Origin of the sequence: Micromonospora jinlongensis (assembly GCF_013410645.1) — a bacterium.
GTDB lineage: Bacteria > Actinomycetota > Actinomycetes > Mycobacteriales > Micromonosporaceae > Micromonospora > Micromonospora zamorensis.
The window spans coordinates 3,471,169-3,487,149 of sequence record NZ_JACCHK010000001.1; the positions used below are offsets into that span (position 1 = coordinate 3,471,169).

Genomic DNA, 15,981 nt, shown 5'->3' on the forward strand with positions numbered 1-15,981 from the left:
GCATGAGTGATTTTGAGACTGTGGCGGCGACCGAGAACCAGGCCGCGCGGCGTGGCCCCTCGGGCGAGCCGGGCACACCCAATCAGATCGGGGCCGCGAACAAGCCCCGCAGCCTGGCCGGGGACGCCTGGCGGGACCTGCGCCGCAACCCGATCTTCTGGATCTCGCTGACGCTGGTCGTCATCTTCACCCTGATGGCGCTGCTCCCCGGGGTGTTCACCGCCAACAACCCGAACGACTGCCTGCTCTCCCGGCAGCACGCCGGGCCGTCCGGCGGGGCCATCTTCGGGTACGACTTCCAGGGCTGCGACACGTACTCCCGTGCGGTCTACGGCACCCGCGCCTCGCTGCTGGTCGGCGCGCTCGCCGCTCTCGGCACCGGGATCATCGCGCTGGTGATCGGCATGCTGGCCGGTTACTTCGGCCGGTGGGTCGACGCGGTGCTCTCCCGGGTGATCGACGTGGTGCTCGGCATCCCGCTGCTGCTGGCCGCGATCGTGCTGCTCAAGCGGGTCTCCAGTGACAGCCAGTGGGCACGGATCGGCGCTGTCGTCTTCGTGCTCGCCCTGCTCGGCTGGACCACCGCCGCCCGCGTGGTTCGCTCCTCGGTGATCACCGCAAAGGAGCAGGACTACGTCGCGGCGGCCCGGATGCTCGGCGCCGGCAACAGCCGGATCATGTGGCGGCACATCCTGCCGAACTCGCTGGCCCCGGTCATCGTCGTGCTGACCATCGCGCTCGGCTCGTTCATCGCGGCCGAGGCGACGCTCTCCTTCCTGGGCATCGGCCTGAAGGCGCCGACCATCTCGTGGGGCCAGGACATCGACACCGGCCGCATCCACATGCGGGAGGCAGCCACGCCGCTGATCGTCCCGTCGGCATTCCTCGCGCTGACCGTGCTGGCGTTCATCATGCTCGGCGACGCGATCCGTGACGCCTTCGACCCGAAGCTGCGGTGACTCTCTGATGACCCACTCCACCGTCGAACCCACACCCGCCTCCGCCACGCCCGAGGGCGGTCACCTGCTGGAGTTGCGGGACCTGCACGTCGAGTTCCGCACCAACGAGGGCGTGGCCCGGGTGATCAACGGCGTGTCGTACCACCTGGACGCCGGCGAGACACTGGCCGTGCTCGGCGAATCCGGCTCGGGCAAGTCGGTCACCGCCCAGGCGATCATGGGCATCCTGGACACCCCGCCCGCGTTCGTCCGCTCCGGCCAGATCCTCTACCAGGGTCAGGACCTGCTCACCCGTTCCGAGGAACAGCGCCGGCAGGTACGCGGCAAGGAGATCGCGATGATCTTCCAGGACGCGCTCTCCGCCCTGAACCCGGTGTTTCCGGTCGGCTGGCAGATCGGTGAGACGCTGCGTCAGCGCTCCGGCCTGTCCCGGTCCGACGCCCGACGCCGTGCCATCGAGCTGATGGATCTGGTCAAGATCCCCGGTGCCGCCAAGCGCATCGGCGACTACCCGCACCAATTCTCCGGCGGCATGCGGCAGCGCGTCATGATCGCCATGGCGCTGGCGCTGGACCCGAAGGTGCTGATCGCCGACGAGCCCACCACGGCGCTCGACGTGACCGTCCAGGCCCAGATCATGGACCTGCTGGCCGACCTGCGCCAGGAACGCAACATGGCGATGATCCTGATCACCCACGACCTGGGCGTGGTCGCGGGTGTCGCCGACCGGATCGCGGTCATGTACGCCGGCCGGATCGTCGAGCACGCCGACGTCCGCTCGCTCTACAAGGCGCCCGCCCACCCGTACACCAAGGGTTTGTTGGAGTCGATCCCGCGCCTGGATGTCCGCGGCGAGGAACTGTCGACGATCAAGGGGTTGCCGCCGAACCTGATGCGCATCCCGTCCGGCTGCCCGTTCCACCCCCGGTGCCCGTACGTCCAGCAGGTCTGCGTGGACGTCGTGCCGCACGACCTGGTCCTCGGCGACGGCCGGACCAGCGCTTGCCACTTCGCGCAGGAGGTCCGTGATGACAGCGCCGCCCGCTAGCCCCAGCAAGGTCCGCGGCGAGACGATCCTCTCCGTCGACAACCTGGTGAAGCACTTCCCGATCACGCAGGGGGTGCTGTTCCAGCGGCAGGTCGGCGCGGTGAAGGCCGTCGACGGGGTGAGTTTCGAGCTGCGTCGGGGCGAGACGCTGGGTGTGGTCGGCGAGTCCGGCTGCGGCAAGTCCACCCTCGCCCGGCTGCTGATGCGCCTGGAGACGCCCACCTCCGGAGGGGCGACCCTGGAGGGCAAGGATCTGTTCAAGGCCTCCGGCGGTGAACTGCGCCGGGTGCGGCGCAACATGCAGATGGTGATGCAGGATCCGTACACCTCGCTGAACCCGCGGATGACCGTGGGCGACATCATCGGCGAACCGTTCGAGATCCACCCGGATGCCGCGCCCAAGGGCAGCAAGCAGAAGCGGGTCCAGGAACTGCTGGACGTGGTCGGGCTCAACCCGGAGCACATCAACCGGTACCCGCACCAGTTCTCCGGCGGTCAGCGACAGCGCATCGGCATCGCCCGGGCACTCGCACTGCGACCCGAGGTGATCGTCTGCGACGAGCCGGTGTCGGCGCTGGACGTCTCCATCCAGGCCCAGGTGATCAACCTGCTGAAGCAGTTGCAGAACGAGCTGGGGCTGTCGTACATCTTCATCGCCCACGACCTGTCCGTGGTGCGGCACATCGCCGACCGGGTGGCGGTGATGTACCTCGGCCGCATCGTCGAGATCGGCACCGAGGACGAGATCTACGAGCGGGCCACCCACCCGTACACCCAGGCTCTGCTCTCCGCGGTGCCGGTGCCCGACCCGGAGGCCCGCGACCAGCGCAACATGATCCGGCTGGTCGGCGACGTGCCCAGCCCGGCCGACCCGCCGAGCGGCTGCCACTTCCGCACCCGTTGCTGGAAGGCCCAGGAGATCTGCGCCGTAGAGGACCCGGCAACGGTCCCGAGAGCGGCGGACCCCCACCCGTCGGCCTGCCACTTCGCCGAACTCCGCCCCACAACCCCACCGGCCTGACCCCAAGCCCCGTTGATCATGAAGTTGTTGTCCCGACACGCCGACCGGCCGGGCAACAACTTCATGATCAACGGGGTCTCGCGGGGTTTGGCGGCCTAGTGGAAGAAGTGGCGGGTCTTCGTCAGGTACATCGTTATGTTGGCCTTCTTCGCCGCGGCGATGACTTCCTCGTCGCGGATCGAGCCTCCGGGCTGCACGATGGCGCGGACGCCGGCGTCGATGAGGATCTGCGGGCCATCGGCGAACGGGAAGAACGCGTCCGAGGCGGCGACCGAACCCCGAGCCCGGTCTGCGCCGGCGCGGTTGACCGCGAGCTGCGCCGAGTCGACCCGGTTGACCTGACCCATGCCGACCCCGACGGTGGCACCGTCCTTGGCGAGCAGGATCGCGTTGCTCTTCACGGCACGGACCGCCCGCCACGCGAACGCCAGGTCCCGCAGCAGCTCCTCGTCGGCGGCCTCGCCGGTCGCCAACTGCCAGGTCGCCGGGTCGTCTCCGGGGGCGTCCACCCGGTCGGCGACCTGGGCCAGCACGCCACCGGTCACCTGCCGCAACTCCACCAGCGCCGGCGTCCAGGCCGGCGCCCGCAGCAGCCGGATGTTCTTCTTGGCCTGCAACACCTCGACCGCGCCCTCGTCGAAGCCGGGCGCGACCACCACCTCGGTGAAGATCTCGGCCACCTGCCGCGCCAGCTCGACCGAGACCGGCCGGTTGACCGCGATGACGCCGCCGAACGCCGACACCGGGTCGCAGGCGTGCGCCCTGCGGTGTGCCTCGGCCACGTCCACGCCCACCGCGATGCCGCACGGGTTGGCGTGCTTGATGATCGCGACGGCCGGCTGGTCGGCGAAGTCGTTCGCCGCCCGCCAGGCGGCGTCCGCGTCGACGTAGTTGTTGTAGGACATCTCCTTGCCGTGCAGCTGCTCGGCCTGGGCCAGCCCCGCCGGGGCGTCCGGGTCGGTGTAGAGCGCAGCCGGCTGGTGCGGGTTCTCGCCGTAGCGCAGCCCTGTCGACTTGCGCAGCGCCAGCCCCGCGAACTGCGGCCACCAGTCGTCGGCGGGCGCCAGCTCCTGCGCGCACCACCGGGCCACGGCCACGTCGTACTCGGCGATGTCGGCGAACGCCCGAGCGGCCAGCGCGCGGCGCTGGGCCAGGGTGAAGCCCCCTTCGCCGAGCGCGCCGATCAGTGCCGGGTAACCGGCCGGGTCGGTGAGCACGGCGACCGAGGCGTGGTTCTTGGCGGCGGCCCGCACCATGGCCGGGCCACCGATGTCGATCTGCTCCACGCACTCCTCGACGTCGGCGCCGGAGGCGACGGTCGCCTGGAAGGGGTAGAGGTTGGAGACCAGCAGGTCGAACGCCGCCACCCCCAGCTCGTCGAGCTGCGCGACATGCGTGTCCTTGCGCAGGTCCGCGAGGAGACCCGCGTGCACCTTCGGGTGCAGGGTCTTCACCCGCCCGTCGAGCACCTCGGGGAACCCGGTCACCGTCTCCACCGGCGTCACCGGCACACCGGCGGCGGCGATGGTGCCCGCCGTGCTTCCGGTGGACACGATCTCCACACCGGCGGCGTGCAGGGCCTGGGCCAGCTCGACCAGCCCGGTCTTGTCGTAGACGCTGACCAGCGCCCGCCTGATCGGGCGGCGCCCGTCCTGAGTGGGACTCACGGAACCGTGACCTTCCTTCCGGTGATGGTCCAGCCTTCGCGGACCAGGCGACCGACCTGCTCGACGAGCTGGCGCCGCTCGGCTTCCTTGATGCGCTCGGTGAGCGTGTCCACGTCGTCGTCGTCGAGCACCGGCACCGCGACCTGCGCGACGATCGGCCCGGTGTCCATGCCGGCGTCGACGAAGAAGAGGGTGGCCCCGGTGAGCTTCACGCCGTAGGCGAGGGCGTCACGCGGGCCGTGGATGCCGGGAAACGCCGGCAGCAGGGTGTTGTGGGTGTTCAAATAGCGGTCGCCGAAGGCGGCGAGAAAGTGCGGGCCGACCAGCTTGAGGAAACCGGCGGAGATGACCAGGTCGGGTTGGTGCTTCGCGACGTGCGCGGTGAGCGCCCGGTCCCAGTCCTCCCGGGTGGCGTGATCACGGACCCGCTCGACGAAGGTCGGCACCCCCGCGGCCTCGGCCCGGTCCAGGCCCGCGATGCCGTCACGGTCCGCGCCGACCGCGACGACCTGCGCACCGTACGCGGGGTCGACGGCGGCATCCAGCAGCGACTGGAGGTTGCTACCGGAGCCGGAGATGAGGACGACGATGCGGGCGACAGGCGCGGGCTCGGTCACCGGGCCACCCTATCGGGCAGGTCAGGAAGCCCTTCGGCTGGGCGGCGCGCCGATCTTTGACAGTGCCGACGTGCATCGACCCGGTACGCTGCCGCTCGCTCGGACCTGACACCTCGTCGGTCCGCGCCCCCGCACCGATCGGCACACCAGCGGTGTCGCTGCACTGAGGAGCACCGCGTGTCGCCCGGTCACCACCCCAACGGCAACCGTCGATCGGCAGCACCGTGACGATGTCGTGGTCCTGCCGCGCTGTGCAATCCGAGGACTGACAGCGATCATGGGTGGCAACAACAGCAGTAACTGACGGAACCAGTTCAAGGAGCTCTCGAATGCAACCCGGTAACCCCGGCCAGGACCCGTACGGCCAGCAGCCCAACCAGGACCCGAACGCACCCCAGCCGCCGCAGTACGGCCAGCCGCCGGCGGCCCCGTACGGCCAGCAGCCGACCTCGGGTCAGCCGTACGGCCAGCAGCCGACCTCGGGACAGCCGTACGGCCAGGACCCGTACGGCCAGCAGCAGCCCCAGTACGGCGGCGGTCCGACGTACCCGAACGCCGGCTACCCGCAGGGGGCTCAGGGGCAGAACAACACCCTCGGCCTGGTGTCGATGATCCTCGGTATCGCGTCGATCCCGCTGATCTGCTGCTTCTACCTGGGCATCCCGGTCGGCATCGCGGCCGTGGTGACCGGTTACCTCGCCCGGCAGAAGGTCGCCCAGGGCCAGGCGAACAACGCCGGGCAGGCCAAGGCCGGCCTGATCTGCGGCGCGGTCGCTGTCGGGTTGGGCATCATCCTGATCATCCTCAGCATCGTGGCGAACGTGGCCCTGCCCACCCAGCCCTGACAAGCTCGGATTCGACGGGGCGCTCCGGATTCGTCCGGGGCGCCCCGCGCGCGTCTACTGCGCGGGGGTGCGGGTGAGGGCCCGGGTGGCGGCGGCGCCGAGCAGCGCGCCGACCGCGATGACGACAGCGGCCACCGCACCGACCTGCCAGCCCACCGGCCCGACCTGTGCCAGCCGACCGGCACCCAGTGGCCCGCCGGAGACCGCGGCGGCCACACCGAGCAGCACGCCGGCCACCGGCCCGGCCAGCGCCGCCGGGGCCAGCACCTCGGCCCAGCGCTGCGGGGCCCGCTCCGGCCCGGCGAGTCGGGCCACCCGGCGGGCGAGCAGGCAGCCGGCCACCATCCCGGCCAGCACCGGCACCGCGAGCAGCAGGGCGCCCAAGCCATCCACCGGGCCTCGTGGCAGACCGGCGAGCAGTGGCACGGCTGGCAGTGCGCCGACCGACACCTCGCTGGTGCGAACCGCGGTGTCGGTGCCGACCGCGAAGCCCGGCCCGAGCAGATAGCTGGCCGACCAGATCGCCGCGTTCGGCGCGTACGCGCCGCTGACCACTGTGATCCCGGCCTGCCCGGCGACCCCCGTCCGGTACGCCCCGATCATGTCGGCCGCGTCGCCGCCGCCGGTGGCCACCGCCAGACCGGCCGCACCGGCACCCGCGCCGAGCAGCAGCAGCCCTGCCACCAGGCCGGTGCGAACGCCGTCCCGCACCGGGTCTGGCAGCCGGGTGACGAGGAGCCGGGTCACGGCGGTGATGCGGGTGGCACCGATCAGTGCAGCGAGTGTGCCGACAACCGCGAACGTGGCGCCCGCCCGGATCGGGGACACCGTCGGCCCACCGGCCCCGACCAGCACTGCCGCGAGTGCGCCCAGCAGCGCGTACGCGATGCCGACCGCGCCCGCGGCGAGCAGCGCGCGGCGCGGTGAGCGGGTGTCCCGGGCGCCGATCGCGCGGCTGACGTGCACACCGGCCCGGCTGAGCCGCCAGAGCGCGAGCACGGTCAGCGCCAGCGGGGCGAGCCCGAGCGGGCCGGAGTCGGTGTGCAGCGGCACGCCGTGGCCGAGCAGCCAACCGGCCAGCGCCGTGCGCAGGGTGCTGACCAGTGTCGTCGAATCCGTGCCGAGCTGGACGAGGCCGAGCACGATGGCGACCGGGAGGTAGGAGGTGAGGGCGGCCCAGCCGGCCGCCACCCCGGCGGCGACGGGCAACGGCGCGCGCCCACGTGGCGCCCCGCCCGTGCGGGGCGCGGGCACCCGTCGGGCCCGGGCGGCACGATCGACCGGCCGGTCGTCGGCGCTCACACCGCCGGGACGGCTGGGACGGTCAGGGGTGACGGGGGACATCCGCTCTACTCTGGCACGTCGCGCGGGCGGTGGCAGTCCGTTAAGCCGCCCGAAGGGCGGCGAGTTGACCGAACCGGGGCCCAGCCCACCCGGCCCGGTCTAGCCTCAGCCAGAGGGGGCGCGAGTCGCCGCCACCCGGGTCGGGTCCGCCGGTCGCGGTCCGGCCGGCTCGCCGCCCACGACCGCCCGGAGGACGCTGTGACGACGCCATACCCGCCACCCCCGCCCCCACCGGCCCGGGGACGGGACCGGACCACGCTCTGGGGCGTGCTGGGCATCGTGCTCGGGCTGATCTGCTGCGGCATCCTGGGCATCATCTTCGGCTACCTGTCCATCCGCGACGCCCGTCGGTACGGGCAGTCACCGCTACTGGGCTACCTCGCCATCGTGTTCGGCGTGATCAACATCATCGGCGGCGCGATCCTGCGCGCCACCGGCAACTACCCGTTCTGGAACAACGACTGATCCAGCGACGAGCGCGTACGCCGAAGGGGGCCGACCGGCTGCGGTCGACCCCCTTCGGTGTTGCCTGACCGGCTCAGTTGCCGGACATGATCTCCCGCATCAGCTTCGCGGTCTCGGTCGGCGTCTTGCCGACCTTGACGCCGACAGCCTCCAGTGCCGCCTGCTTCGCCTCGGCGGTGCCGGCCGAGCCGGAGATGATCGCCCCGGCGTGACCCATGGTCTTGCCGGGAGGAGCGGTGAAGCCGGCGATGTAGCCGACCACCGGCTTGGTGACGTTGGCCTTGATGAACTCGGCGGCCCGCTCCTCGGCGTCGCCACCGATCTCACCGATCATGACGATGGCGTCGGTCTCCGGGTCGGCCTCGAACGCCGCCAGGGCGTCGATGTGGGTGGTCCCGATGATCGGGTCACCGCCGATGCCAACGCAGGTGGAGAAGCCGATGTCGCGCAGCTCGTACATCATCTGGTAGGTCAGCGTGCCGCTCTTGCTGACCAGGCCGATCCGGCCGGAGCCGGTGATGTCGGCCGGGATGATGCCGGCGTTGGACGCGCCGGGCGAGGCGATGCCGGGGCAGTTCGGCCCGATGATCCGGGTCTGCTCGCCCTTCGCCACGTTGTACGCCCAGAACGATGCGGTGTCGTGCACCGGCACGCCCTCGGTGATCACCACAGCCAGGCCGATCGCGGCGTCGATCGCCTCGACCACGGCGGCCTTGGTGAACTGCGGCGGCACGAAGATGACCGTGACGTCGGCTCCGGTCTCGGCCATCGCGTCCGCGACGGACGCGAAGACCGGCAGCTCGGTGCCGTCGAAGTCGACCTTCTGGCCCGCCTTGCGCGGGTTGACGCCGCCCACCACGTTCGTGCCGGCGGCCAGCATCCGCCGGGTGTGCTTGGAACCCTCGGAACCGGTCATCCCCTGGACGATGACCTTCGAGTCCTTGGTCAGCCAGATAGCCATGATCAGACCCCCGCAGCTGCCAGCTCGGCGGCCCGCTCGGCCGCACCGTCCATGGTGTCCACCCGCTGCACGAGCGGGTTGTTCGCGCTGTCCAGGATCGCCCGGCCAGCCTCGGCGTTGTTGCCGTCGAGACGGACGACGAGCGGCTTGCTGACCTGCTCGCCGCGCTGCTCCAGCAGCGCCAACGCCTGGATGATGCCGTTCGCGACCTCGTCACAGGCGGTGATGCCGCCGAAGACGTTGACGAAGACGCTCTTCACGGCCGGGTCGGAGAGCACGATCTCCAGCCCGTTCGCCATCACCGCGGCGCTCGCGCCACCGCCGATGTCGAGGAAGTTGGCCGGCTTGACGTTGCCGTGCCGCTCACCGGCGTACGCGACCACGTCGAGGGTCGACATGACCAGACCCGCGCCGTTGCCGATGATGCCGACCTCGCCGTCGAGCTTGACGTAGTTGAGGTCCTTGGCCTTGGCGGCCTGCTCCAGCGGGTCCACCGCGGCCTGGTCGACCAGGGCCTCGTGGTCCGGGTGCCGGAACGCCGCGTTCTCGTCCAGGCTGATCTTGGCGTCGAGCAGGAGCATCCGGCCGTCGCCGTTCTTGGCGAGCGGGTTGACCTCGACCAGGGTGGCGTCCTCGGCGACGAACGCCTGCCACAGGCCGACGGCGATCTCGACCACCTGGTCGGCGACCTCGGCCGGGAAACCGGCGGCGGTCACGATCTCGCGGGCCTTGGCCTCGTCCACGCCCTTCACGGCGTCGATCGGGGCCTTGACGACCTTGTCGGGGGTGTCGGCGGCGACCTGCTCGATGTCCATGCCGCCGGCGACGCTGGCGATGCAGAGGAAGGTGCGGTTCGCTCGGTCGAGCAGGTACGAGAAGTAGTACTCCTCGGCCACGTCCGCGGTCACCGTGATCATGACCTTGTGGACGGTGTGACCCTTGATGTCCATGCCGAGGATGTCGGTGGCGCGGGCCACCGTCTCCTCGGCGCCCTCGGCGAGCTTGACGCCGCCGGCCTTACCTCGGCCGCCGACCTTCACCTGCGCCTTGACGACCACGCGACCGCCGAGGCGTTCGGCGATCGCACGGGCCTCTTCCGGGGTAGTGGCGACGCCGCCGGCCAGCACGGGCAAGCCGTGCCGCTCGAACAGGTCCCGCCCCTGGTACTCGTACAGGTCCACGATTGCGCGTCCCGTCCCGTCTCCGCGGCGCGCCGTCGCGCCGCCACCAGCGTTCAAAAAACAGTTTGACGCCTGTCATCAGTTGAAACAGGCCATTGGCCGCAGCCTAGCGAGGTCGGCACCACCGGCAACCGAGCGGGTGCGCGGTGTGCGGTAATGCACAACCGGACATCGGACGCGGGTGTTTCCGGCCACGACACGGATGGCATCAACCATCCGGGCGATGTTGTCCGGCTTGCGTAACCCGGCCGTGGGGGCGTCGTTGAGTCAGATGTCGGAGCGCTGAGAAGCGTGACGACGGGAGACGGCCGATGCCCTGTCGGTCGAGGGGTGGCGGCGGGGCATCGTGCATAGAGGGGCCGGACGTGTGAGGGGTGCGTCCGGCCCCTCCCCCGTGCCCAAATCCGGTCGCCGAGCAACGAGCCTCAGGAAACCGGCTGCGCCACGTTCTGCCGGACCCACTCGACAATCGCCTGAGTGGTGGCGCCCGGCGTGAAGATCTTCGCCACGCCCAGCTCCTCCAACTCGGGAATGTCGCCGTTCGGAATGATGCCGCCACCGAACACGACGATGTCGCGGGCGTCCCGTTCACTGAGCAGTTCCAGCACCCGCCGGAAGAGCGTCATGTGTGCGCCGGAGAGGACGGACAGGCCGACCGCGTCGGCGTCCTCCTGGATGGCGGTCTCCACGATCTGCTCGGGAGTCTGGTGCAGGCCGGTGTAGACGACCTCCATGCCGGCATCCCGCAGAGCGCGCGCGACGACCTTCGCGCCCCGGTCGTGGCCGTCCAGGCCGGGCTTGGCGACGACGACCCGAATACGAGAGCTCATCAGCGCACACCTTTCACCGGCTTCACGGGCCTTCACCTGAACGAACGGTAACCCGGCGGGCCCGGCCCAGGAAATCGGGGCCGGAAACCGGGCTGCGCCGCCGGTCCCTGCCCGACATTGTCGTACGGGCAGGCCCGAAGTGGCGGGCAGCGGACCGGGGGCCGTCCGGGGATGCCGCCGAGCCAGATCCGGGGCGGCCGGCCGAGGCATTCCGGCACCGCCCTGAGTCAAGTCGGACGACTCCGCCGGATCGGTCACGCTCGGCGACGAACGGGCAGCATCAGGGGCACCGTTTGGCGTCGCGATGCGTGACAATCATGGACGCAAACGGACAGATCGACACGCCAGTTTGGCGGTCTAGCTTGTGACTCGCCTGGTGGTTGGCTAACGTGTCCACGGTTGTCATCAGGTCCATGGACGGGTGACGACGCGGTCAGCGGACGTTCATTGGAGCTTCACGAACGCCCACCGGCCGCTTCGGAACCCCGACAACGGAGGGTGTGCGTGCGCCAGCGCCTGTCGTCTGAGCCCGATCGATATCGCGGTCGTCGCCGTGTGCCCACCCCACCGCGCAGCCGTTACGCCGCTGTCGTCACCACGGCGTTCGTCGGGGCCGGCATCGTCGCCCTCGGCGCGAGCGCTCTGCCGGACGCCAAGGACGTCAGCCCCTCGGTGCTCGACGAGCTCAAGCAGGCGTCGGTCACCAGTCAGGACGCGGCGGCCCGTGCCGAGAACGCCGACCGCGCCTCGCGGGACGACGACCGCAGCAAGGACAGCGCCGAGCCCGAGGTCTGGCTGCTGCCGCTGCAGGGCTACGACTTCAACTCCCCCTACGGGCTCCGCTGGGGCAAGATGCACACCGGCGTCGACCTGGTCGCCGGCGAGGGCACGCCCTACGTGGCGATCCACGACGGGCTGGTCACCAAGGCCGGCTGGTTCGGCGGGTACGGCAACGCGGTGATCGTTCAGCACGCCGACGGCAGCGAGGCCATCTACGGCCACTCCTCCTCGGTGAGCGTGAAGGAAGGCCAGCAGATCAAGGCCGGCGACCAGCTTGGGCTGGTGGGCCAGACGGGCCACGCCTACGGCACGCACCTGCACCTGGAGATCCATGTCAAGGGCCAGCCGGTCGACCCGGTGCCGTTCCTCCAGGACCGCGGAGTGGACATCAAGCTGCAAGTCGAGACATTTTACAACGAGGTAGCCGCCTCCTGACGTTGCGTAACGACCGTTGACCGCCCGGATCTGTCGATCCGGGCGGTTTTCGTTGCCTACGCCGGGCGGATGTATCCCGGGTCACAGCCGCGATTGTGACCGGCGACACCACGAGGCATGATCACTTTTCCGGATAGAACGCCGTAGAGCGGGTCATATCCGGGCAGCCATCACGTCGCCCGCCGCGCGGTCACCCGGTCCCCGCGCCCACCCCGGCTCGGTCCGACACCAGTATTTCGAGGTCAAGTGCCCCTCGACTGTGAAGGTCCGCCGTGCAGGAAGACAGCCCCGTCCAGAACGAGAACACCCCCGACGCCCCCCACACCGGGCAACCGCAGCGCGCCGGCCGGCGGAACCGCCTCATCGTGCTCAGCGCCGCCGCCCTGGTGGCCCTCGGCCTCGGTGGCGTCGCGGTCGCCACCACCGGCGGCGACCACCCGGCACCCGCAGCCGTCTCCCTCGACGCGCAGAGCCGGGCCGAAGCCGCCAGCCGGGCCGACCGCTCCGCCCGCGAGTCGAGCACACCGGTCACCCCCTCGGCGAGCCCGACACCGAGCCCGTCCGCGGCCAGCGCCAGCCCGACGCCCGCGAAGACGGCCACCGCGAAGGCCAAGCCGAAGCCGAAGCCGAAGAAGACCACCAAGCCCACGCCCGCCTGGGTCAACCCGATGCCGGGCGCAGCCGTCACCTCCTGCTACGGGCAGCGCTGGGGCACCCTGCACGCAGGAATCGACCTGGCGCTACCCTCCGGCACGCCACTCCGCGCCGCGGCCGCAGGCACAGTGACCCAGGCCGGCGACGCCTCCGACGGGTACGGCAACTCCGTCTTCATCGACCACGGCAACGGATACCTGACCCACTACGCCCACCAGAGCCGCATTGCGGTCACCGTCGGCCAGAAGGTGAAGGCCGGCCAGGTCATCGGCTACGAGGGCGCGACCGGTGACGCCACCGGCCCGCACCTGCACTTCGAGGTGCACCAGGGCATGTGGAACCAGATCGACCCGGCCCCGTTCATGCGGGCGCGCGGCGTCGACCTCGGCTGCTGAGGCGACCTCCCAGCGCGGTCCGGGCGCAACAGCAGGGATGGAGGGGCCTGAGGGCCCTCCATCCCTGCTTCAGTGCAATGGTGCGGGCGCGACGGGTCAGAGCTTGTCGACCGGGGCGTGCCGGAGCACCAGCCACATGGTCTGGTCACCGAAGTCGATCTGCGCGCGGGCGCCCGGGCCGTGCCCCTCGACGGCGAGCACCCGCCCCAGCCCGTACCGCTGATGGTTGACCCGGTCCCCGGCCGCCACCTTCGGCCCCTGCGGCAACTCGCTGGCCGTGGTCAGCCGACTGGCGTCCACGCCGAGCCGCTGCGCCAACTGGGCCGCCTTCGGCGTACCCCCGGTGAAGTTGCCACGCGCGCCGGGCGCGCGGTCCGCGCGGCCTCCGACGCCGCCGCCCCCGCCAGCCCACGAGGTGTACGACCCTTCGGTGCGCTCCCAGTGCACCAGCTCGGTCGGCAGCTCCTCCAGGAACCGCGACGGCGGGTTGTAGGACGGCTGCCCCCAGGCCGAGCGGGTCACCGCCCGGGAGAGGTAGAGCCGCTGTCGGGCGCGGGTGATGCCGACGTACGCCAGCCGGCGCTCCTCCTCCAGCTCGCGGGTGTCGCCCAGCGAGCGCAGGTGCGGGAAGACGCCGTCCTCCAGCCCGGTCAGGAAGACCACCGGGAATTCCAGCCCCTTGGCGGTGTGCAGCGTCATCAGGGTGACCACCCCCTGGTGGTCGGGGTCGTCGGAGGGGATCTGGTCGGCGTCCGCGACCAGCGCCACCTGCTCCAGGAAGCCGGCCAGGGTGGCCCGCTCCCCCTCCTCGCCCAGCGCCTCGATCCGCTCGGTGTACTCCCGGGCGACACTGACCAGCTCCTGGAGGTTGTCCACCCGACCGGCGTCCTGCGGGTCCAGGCTCTCCTCCAGCTCGGTGAGGTAGCCCGAGCGGGTCAGCAGCGCCTCCAACACCTCTTCCGGGGTGCCGGTCTCGGACAGCTCCCGGGCCCCGTCGAGCAGCGCCACGAAGTCGGCGATGCCGTTGGCCGCCCGGCTGGAGATGCCCGGCGCCTCCCGGGCCCGCCGCAGCGCCGCGCCGAAGGAGATCCGGTCCCGGCTGGAGAGCGCCTCGACGCACGCCTCGGCGCGGTCGCCGATCCCCCGACGGGGGGTGTTGAGCACCCGCCGCAGGCTCACCGTGTCGTCGTCGTTGACCACCGAACGCAGGTACGCCAGTGCGTCGCGGACCTCCTTGCGCTCGTAGAAGCGCACCCCGCCGACCACCTTGTAGGGCAGGCCGACGCGGATGAACACCTCTTCGAACACACGGGACTGGGCGTTGGTGCGGTAGAAGACAGCGACATCACCGGGGCGGGTCTCGTCGGCGTCGACCAGCCGGTCGATCTCCCGGGCCACCCAGTCGGCCTCGGCGTGCTCGGTGTCGGCCACGTAACCGACGATCTGCTCGCCGGCGCCGGCCTCGCTCCACAGCCGCTTGGGTTTGCGGGAGGTGTTGCGGTCGATCACCGCGTTGGCCGCGTTGAGGATGGTCTGGGTGGAGCGGTAGTTCTGCTCCAGCAGGATCGTCCGGGCGTCGGTGAAGTCGCGTTCGAACTCCAGGATGTTGCGGATCGTCGCACCGCGGAACGCGTAGATCGACTGGTCCGCGTCGCCGACGACGCACAGCTCGGCGGGCTCGACCCCCTCGGTGCCGGAGACCAGCTCCTTGATCAGCGTGTACTGGGCGTGGTTGGTGTCCTGGTATTCGTCCACCAGCACGTGCCGGAACCGCCGGCGGTAGCTCTCCGCGACGTGTGGGTGCGACTGGAGCAGGTGCACCGTTGTCATGATCAGGTCGTCGAAGTCCAGTGCGTGTGCCTCACGCAGGCGGCGCTGGTAGAGCGTGTACGCCTCGGCCAGCGCCCGCTCGTTGGGCCCGGTGGCCCGTGCGGCGAACTGCTCCGGGTCGACCAGCTCGTTCTTGAGGTTGGAGACCTGGGCGGCCAACCCACGCGCCGGGTAGCGCTTCGGGTCGAGATCCAGCTCGCGGGTGACCAACTGCATCAGTCGCCGGGAGTCGTCCGCGTCGTAGATGGAGAAGGTCGACTTGAGGCCGGCGTGCTCGTGCTCGGCGCGCAGGATCCGGACACACGCGGAGTGGAACGTCGACACCCACATCAGGCGCGCCCGCGGACCGACGAGCGCGGCGACGCGCTCCTTCATCTCGCCGGCCGCCTTGTTGGTGAAGGTGATCGCGATGATCTCGCCGGGATGGACGTCCCGTGCGGCGAGCAGGTAGGCGATCCGGTGCGTGAGCACCCGGGTCTTGCCGGACCCGGCGCCGGCCACGATCAGCAGCGGCGAGCCGGCGTGGCTGACCGCGTCGCGCTGCGGCCCGTTGAGCCCGGCGAGCAACTGCTGCGGATCGAGGCGGACGGCGGCGGGCCGGGGCCGGTCCGGGCGGGCCGGCGCGGACTCCGGCGCAGGCGGGGACGCGGGAATGTCGAAGAGAGGATGCATCGCCCGACAAGTCTATGCCGCCAGTCGGACACTGCCGCCTCTGGCGCTCAGCAGCCCGTGCCCGACCGCGTGCTGCCACCGCACGGCGACCCTGGCGGGGAAAGATCGGTGTCTCACCGCGGAATGCTTGCGCACCCGGCGTCGACGTGGGCATACTCGACGGCGTGATCGCTGCGCGCTACTACTTTTACTACGGCACCGGGAGTCCGGCTGCCGTAGGTCGCGCCTGATCGATTCAGACCTACGAAAGCCCCGGGCTCCTGGAGTCCGGGGCTTT

General features: G+C 70.8%; 14 protein-coding genes. 7 read left to right on the plus strand and 7 right to left on the minus strand.

Annotated elements, in window-relative coordinates; genetic code table 11:
* Window positions 1-2: 2 nt before the first annotated feature.
* The 3 genes from HNR22_RS15220 to HNR22_RS15230 are packed head-to-tail and all read left to right on the plus strand — an operon-like array spanning window position 3 to window position 3,028.
* Window positions 3-959: an ABC transporter permease gene (locus HNR22_RS15220; protein ID WP_179780938.1), complete on the plus strand. Its 957-nt coding sequence runs from the start codon at window positions 3-5 to the stop codon at window positions 957-959.
* Between the two features lie 7 nt (window positions 960-966).
* Entirely contained in the window at window positions 967-2,007 is a 1,041-nt protein-coding gene (locus HNR22_RS15225; protein ID WP_179780939.1) for an ABC transporter ATP-binding protein, read from the plus strand.
* The gene (locus HNR22_RS15230) at window positions 1,988-3,028 is read left to right on the plus strand and encodes an ABC transporter ATP-binding protein (RefSeq protein ID WP_179780940.1); all 1,041 of its coding nucleotides are present in this window, start codon (window positions 1,988-1,990) and stop codon (window positions 3,026-3,028) included. Before HNR22_RS15225 ends, HNR22_RS15230 begins: the two co-directional genes overlap by 20 nt.
* A gap of 95 nt (window positions 3,029-3,123) precedes the next feature.
* On the opposite strand, the gene purH is transcribed toward HNR22_RS15230, so the two are convergent.
* Together purH and purN are read right to left on the minus strand one after the other, a co-directional pair.
* The gene (purH, locus tag HNR22_RS15235) at window positions 3,124-4,695 is read right to left on the minus strand and encodes a bifunctional phosphoribosylaminoimidazolecarboxamide formyltransferase/IMP cyclohydrolase (protein ID WP_179780941.1); all 1,572 of its coding nucleotides are present in this window, start codon (window positions 4,693-4,695) and stop codon (window positions 3,124-3,126) included.
* Window positions 4,692-5,312: a phosphoribosylglycinamide formyltransferase gene (purN, locus tag HNR22_RS15240; protein ID WP_179780942.1), complete on the minus strand. Its 621-nt coding sequence runs from the start codon at window positions 5,310-5,312 to the stop codon at window positions 4,692-4,694. The genes purH and purN overlap by 4 nt, the downstream gene beginning before the upstream one ends.
* A 329-nt stretch (window positions 5,313-5,641) precedes the next feature.
* Here purN and HNR22_RS15245 point away from each other — a divergent pair, with 329 nt between their 5' ends.
* Window positions 5,642-6,157 (plus strand): DUF4190 domain-containing protein, encoded by a 516-nt coding sequence (locus tag HNR22_RS15245; RefSeq protein ID WP_179780943.1) that lies wholly within the window; start codon window positions 5,642-5,644, stop codon window positions 6,155-6,157.
* Window positions 6,158-6,211: 54 nt separating this feature from the next.
* Here the strand turns inward: HNR22_RS15245 and HNR22_RS15250 are convergent, their stop codons facing one another.
* Window positions 6,212-7,501 carry a cell division protein PerM gene (locus HNR22_RS15250; protein WP_179780944.1) on the minus strand — a complete coding sequence of 430 codons (1,290 nt, stop codon included), beginning with the start codon at window positions 7,499-7,501 and terminating at the stop codon, window positions 6,212-6,214.
* Window positions 7,502-7,699: 198 nt separating this feature from the next.
* Between HNR22_RS15250 and HNR22_RS15255 the strand changes: the two genes are divergently transcribed.
* Window positions 7,700-7,966: a DUF4190 domain-containing protein gene (locus HNR22_RS15255; RefSeq protein ID WP_179780945.1), complete on the plus strand. Its 267-nt coding sequence runs from the start codon at window positions 7,700-7,702 to the stop codon at window positions 7,964-7,966.
* A gap of 73 nt (window positions 7,967-8,039) precedes the next feature.
* Here HNR22_RS15255 and sucD read toward each other — a convergent pair whose 3' ends face one another.
* From sucD to icmB, 3 genes are all read right to left on the minus strand, one after another.
* Entirely contained in the window at window positions 8,040-8,927 is an 888-nt protein-coding gene (gene sucD / locus HNR22_RS15260) for a succinate--CoA ligase subunit alpha (RefSeq protein ID WP_179780946.1), read from the minus strand.
* 2 nt (window positions 8,928-8,929) lie between these two features.
* Window positions 8,930-10,108 (minus strand): ADP-forming succinate--CoA ligase subunit beta, encoded by a 1,179-nt coding sequence (gene sucC / locus HNR22_RS15265; protein ID WP_088950144.1) that lies wholly within the window; start codon window positions 10,106-10,108, stop codon window positions 8,930-8,932.
* A gap of 425 nt (window positions 10,109-10,533) precedes the next feature.
* Window positions 10,534-10,938 carry a coenzyme B12-dependent isobutyryl CoA mutase small subunit gene (gene icmB / locus HNR22_RS15270; protein ID WP_179780947.1) on the minus strand — a complete coding sequence of 135 codons (405 nt, stop codon included), beginning with the start codon at window positions 10,936-10,938 and terminating at the stop codon, window positions 10,534-10,536.
* Window positions 10,939-11,442: 504 nt separating this feature from the next.
* On the opposite strand from icmB, the gene HNR22_RS15275 reads away from it, so the two are divergent.
* On the plus strand, window positions 11,443-12,153 hold the full coding sequence (locus HNR22_RS15275) for a peptidoglycan DD-metalloendopeptidase family protein (protein ID WP_179780948.1): 711 nt from the start codon (window positions 11,443-11,445) through the stop codon (window positions 12,151-12,153).
* A 272-nt stretch (window positions 12,154-12,425) separates the two neighbouring features.
* Window positions 12,426-13,202, plus strand: coding sequence for a peptidoglycan DD-metalloendopeptidase family protein (locus tag HNR22_RS15280; RefSeq protein ID WP_179780949.1), 777 nt, complete (start codon window positions 12,426-12,428; stop codon window positions 13,200-13,202).
* Between the two features lie 96 nt (window positions 13,203-13,298).
* On the opposite strand, the gene pcrA is transcribed toward HNR22_RS15280, so the two are convergent.
* Window positions 13,299-15,704 carry a DNA helicase PcrA gene (pcrA, locus tag HNR22_RS15285; RefSeq protein WP_179780950.1) on the minus strand — a complete coding sequence of 802 codons (2,406 nt, stop codon included), beginning with the start codon at window positions 15,702-15,704 and terminating at the stop codon, window positions 13,299-13,301.
* Window positions 15,705-15,981 lie beyond the last annotated feature (277 nt).

Bases quoted from the DNA above. Each gene is read 5' to 3' on its own strand.
- HNR22_RS15220 (WP_179780938.1), top strand. From the start codon at position 3: ATGAGTGATTTTGAGACTGTGGCGGCGACCGAGAACCAGGCCGCGCGG.
- HNR22_RS15225 (WP_179780939.1), top strand. From the start codon at position 967: ATGACCCACTCCACCGTCGAACCCACACCCGCCTCCGCCACGCCCGAG.
- HNR22_RS15230 (WP_179780940.1), top strand. From the start codon at position 1,988: ATGACAGCGCCGCCCGCTAGCCCCAGCAAGGTCCGCGGCGAGACGATC.
- HNR22_RS15245 (WP_179780943.1), top strand. From the start codon at position 5,642: ATGCAACCCGGTAACCCCGGCCAGGACCCGTACGGCCAGCAGCCCAAC.
- HNR22_RS15250 (WP_179780944.1), bottom strand. From the start codon at position 7,501: ATGTCCCCCGTCACCCCTGACCGTCCCAGCCGTCCCGGCGGTGTGAGC.
- sucD (WP_179780946.1), bottom strand. From the start codon at position 8,927: ATGGCTATCTGGCTGACCAAGGACTCGAAGGTCATCGTCCAGGGGATG.
- icmB (WP_179780947.1), bottom strand. From the start codon at position 10,938: ATGAGCTCTCGTATTCGGGTCGTCGTCGCCAAGCCCGGCCTGGACGGC.
- pcrA (WP_179780950.1), bottom strand. From the start codon at position 15,704: ATGCATCCTCTCTTCGACATTCCCGCGTCCCCGCCTGCGCCGGAGTCC.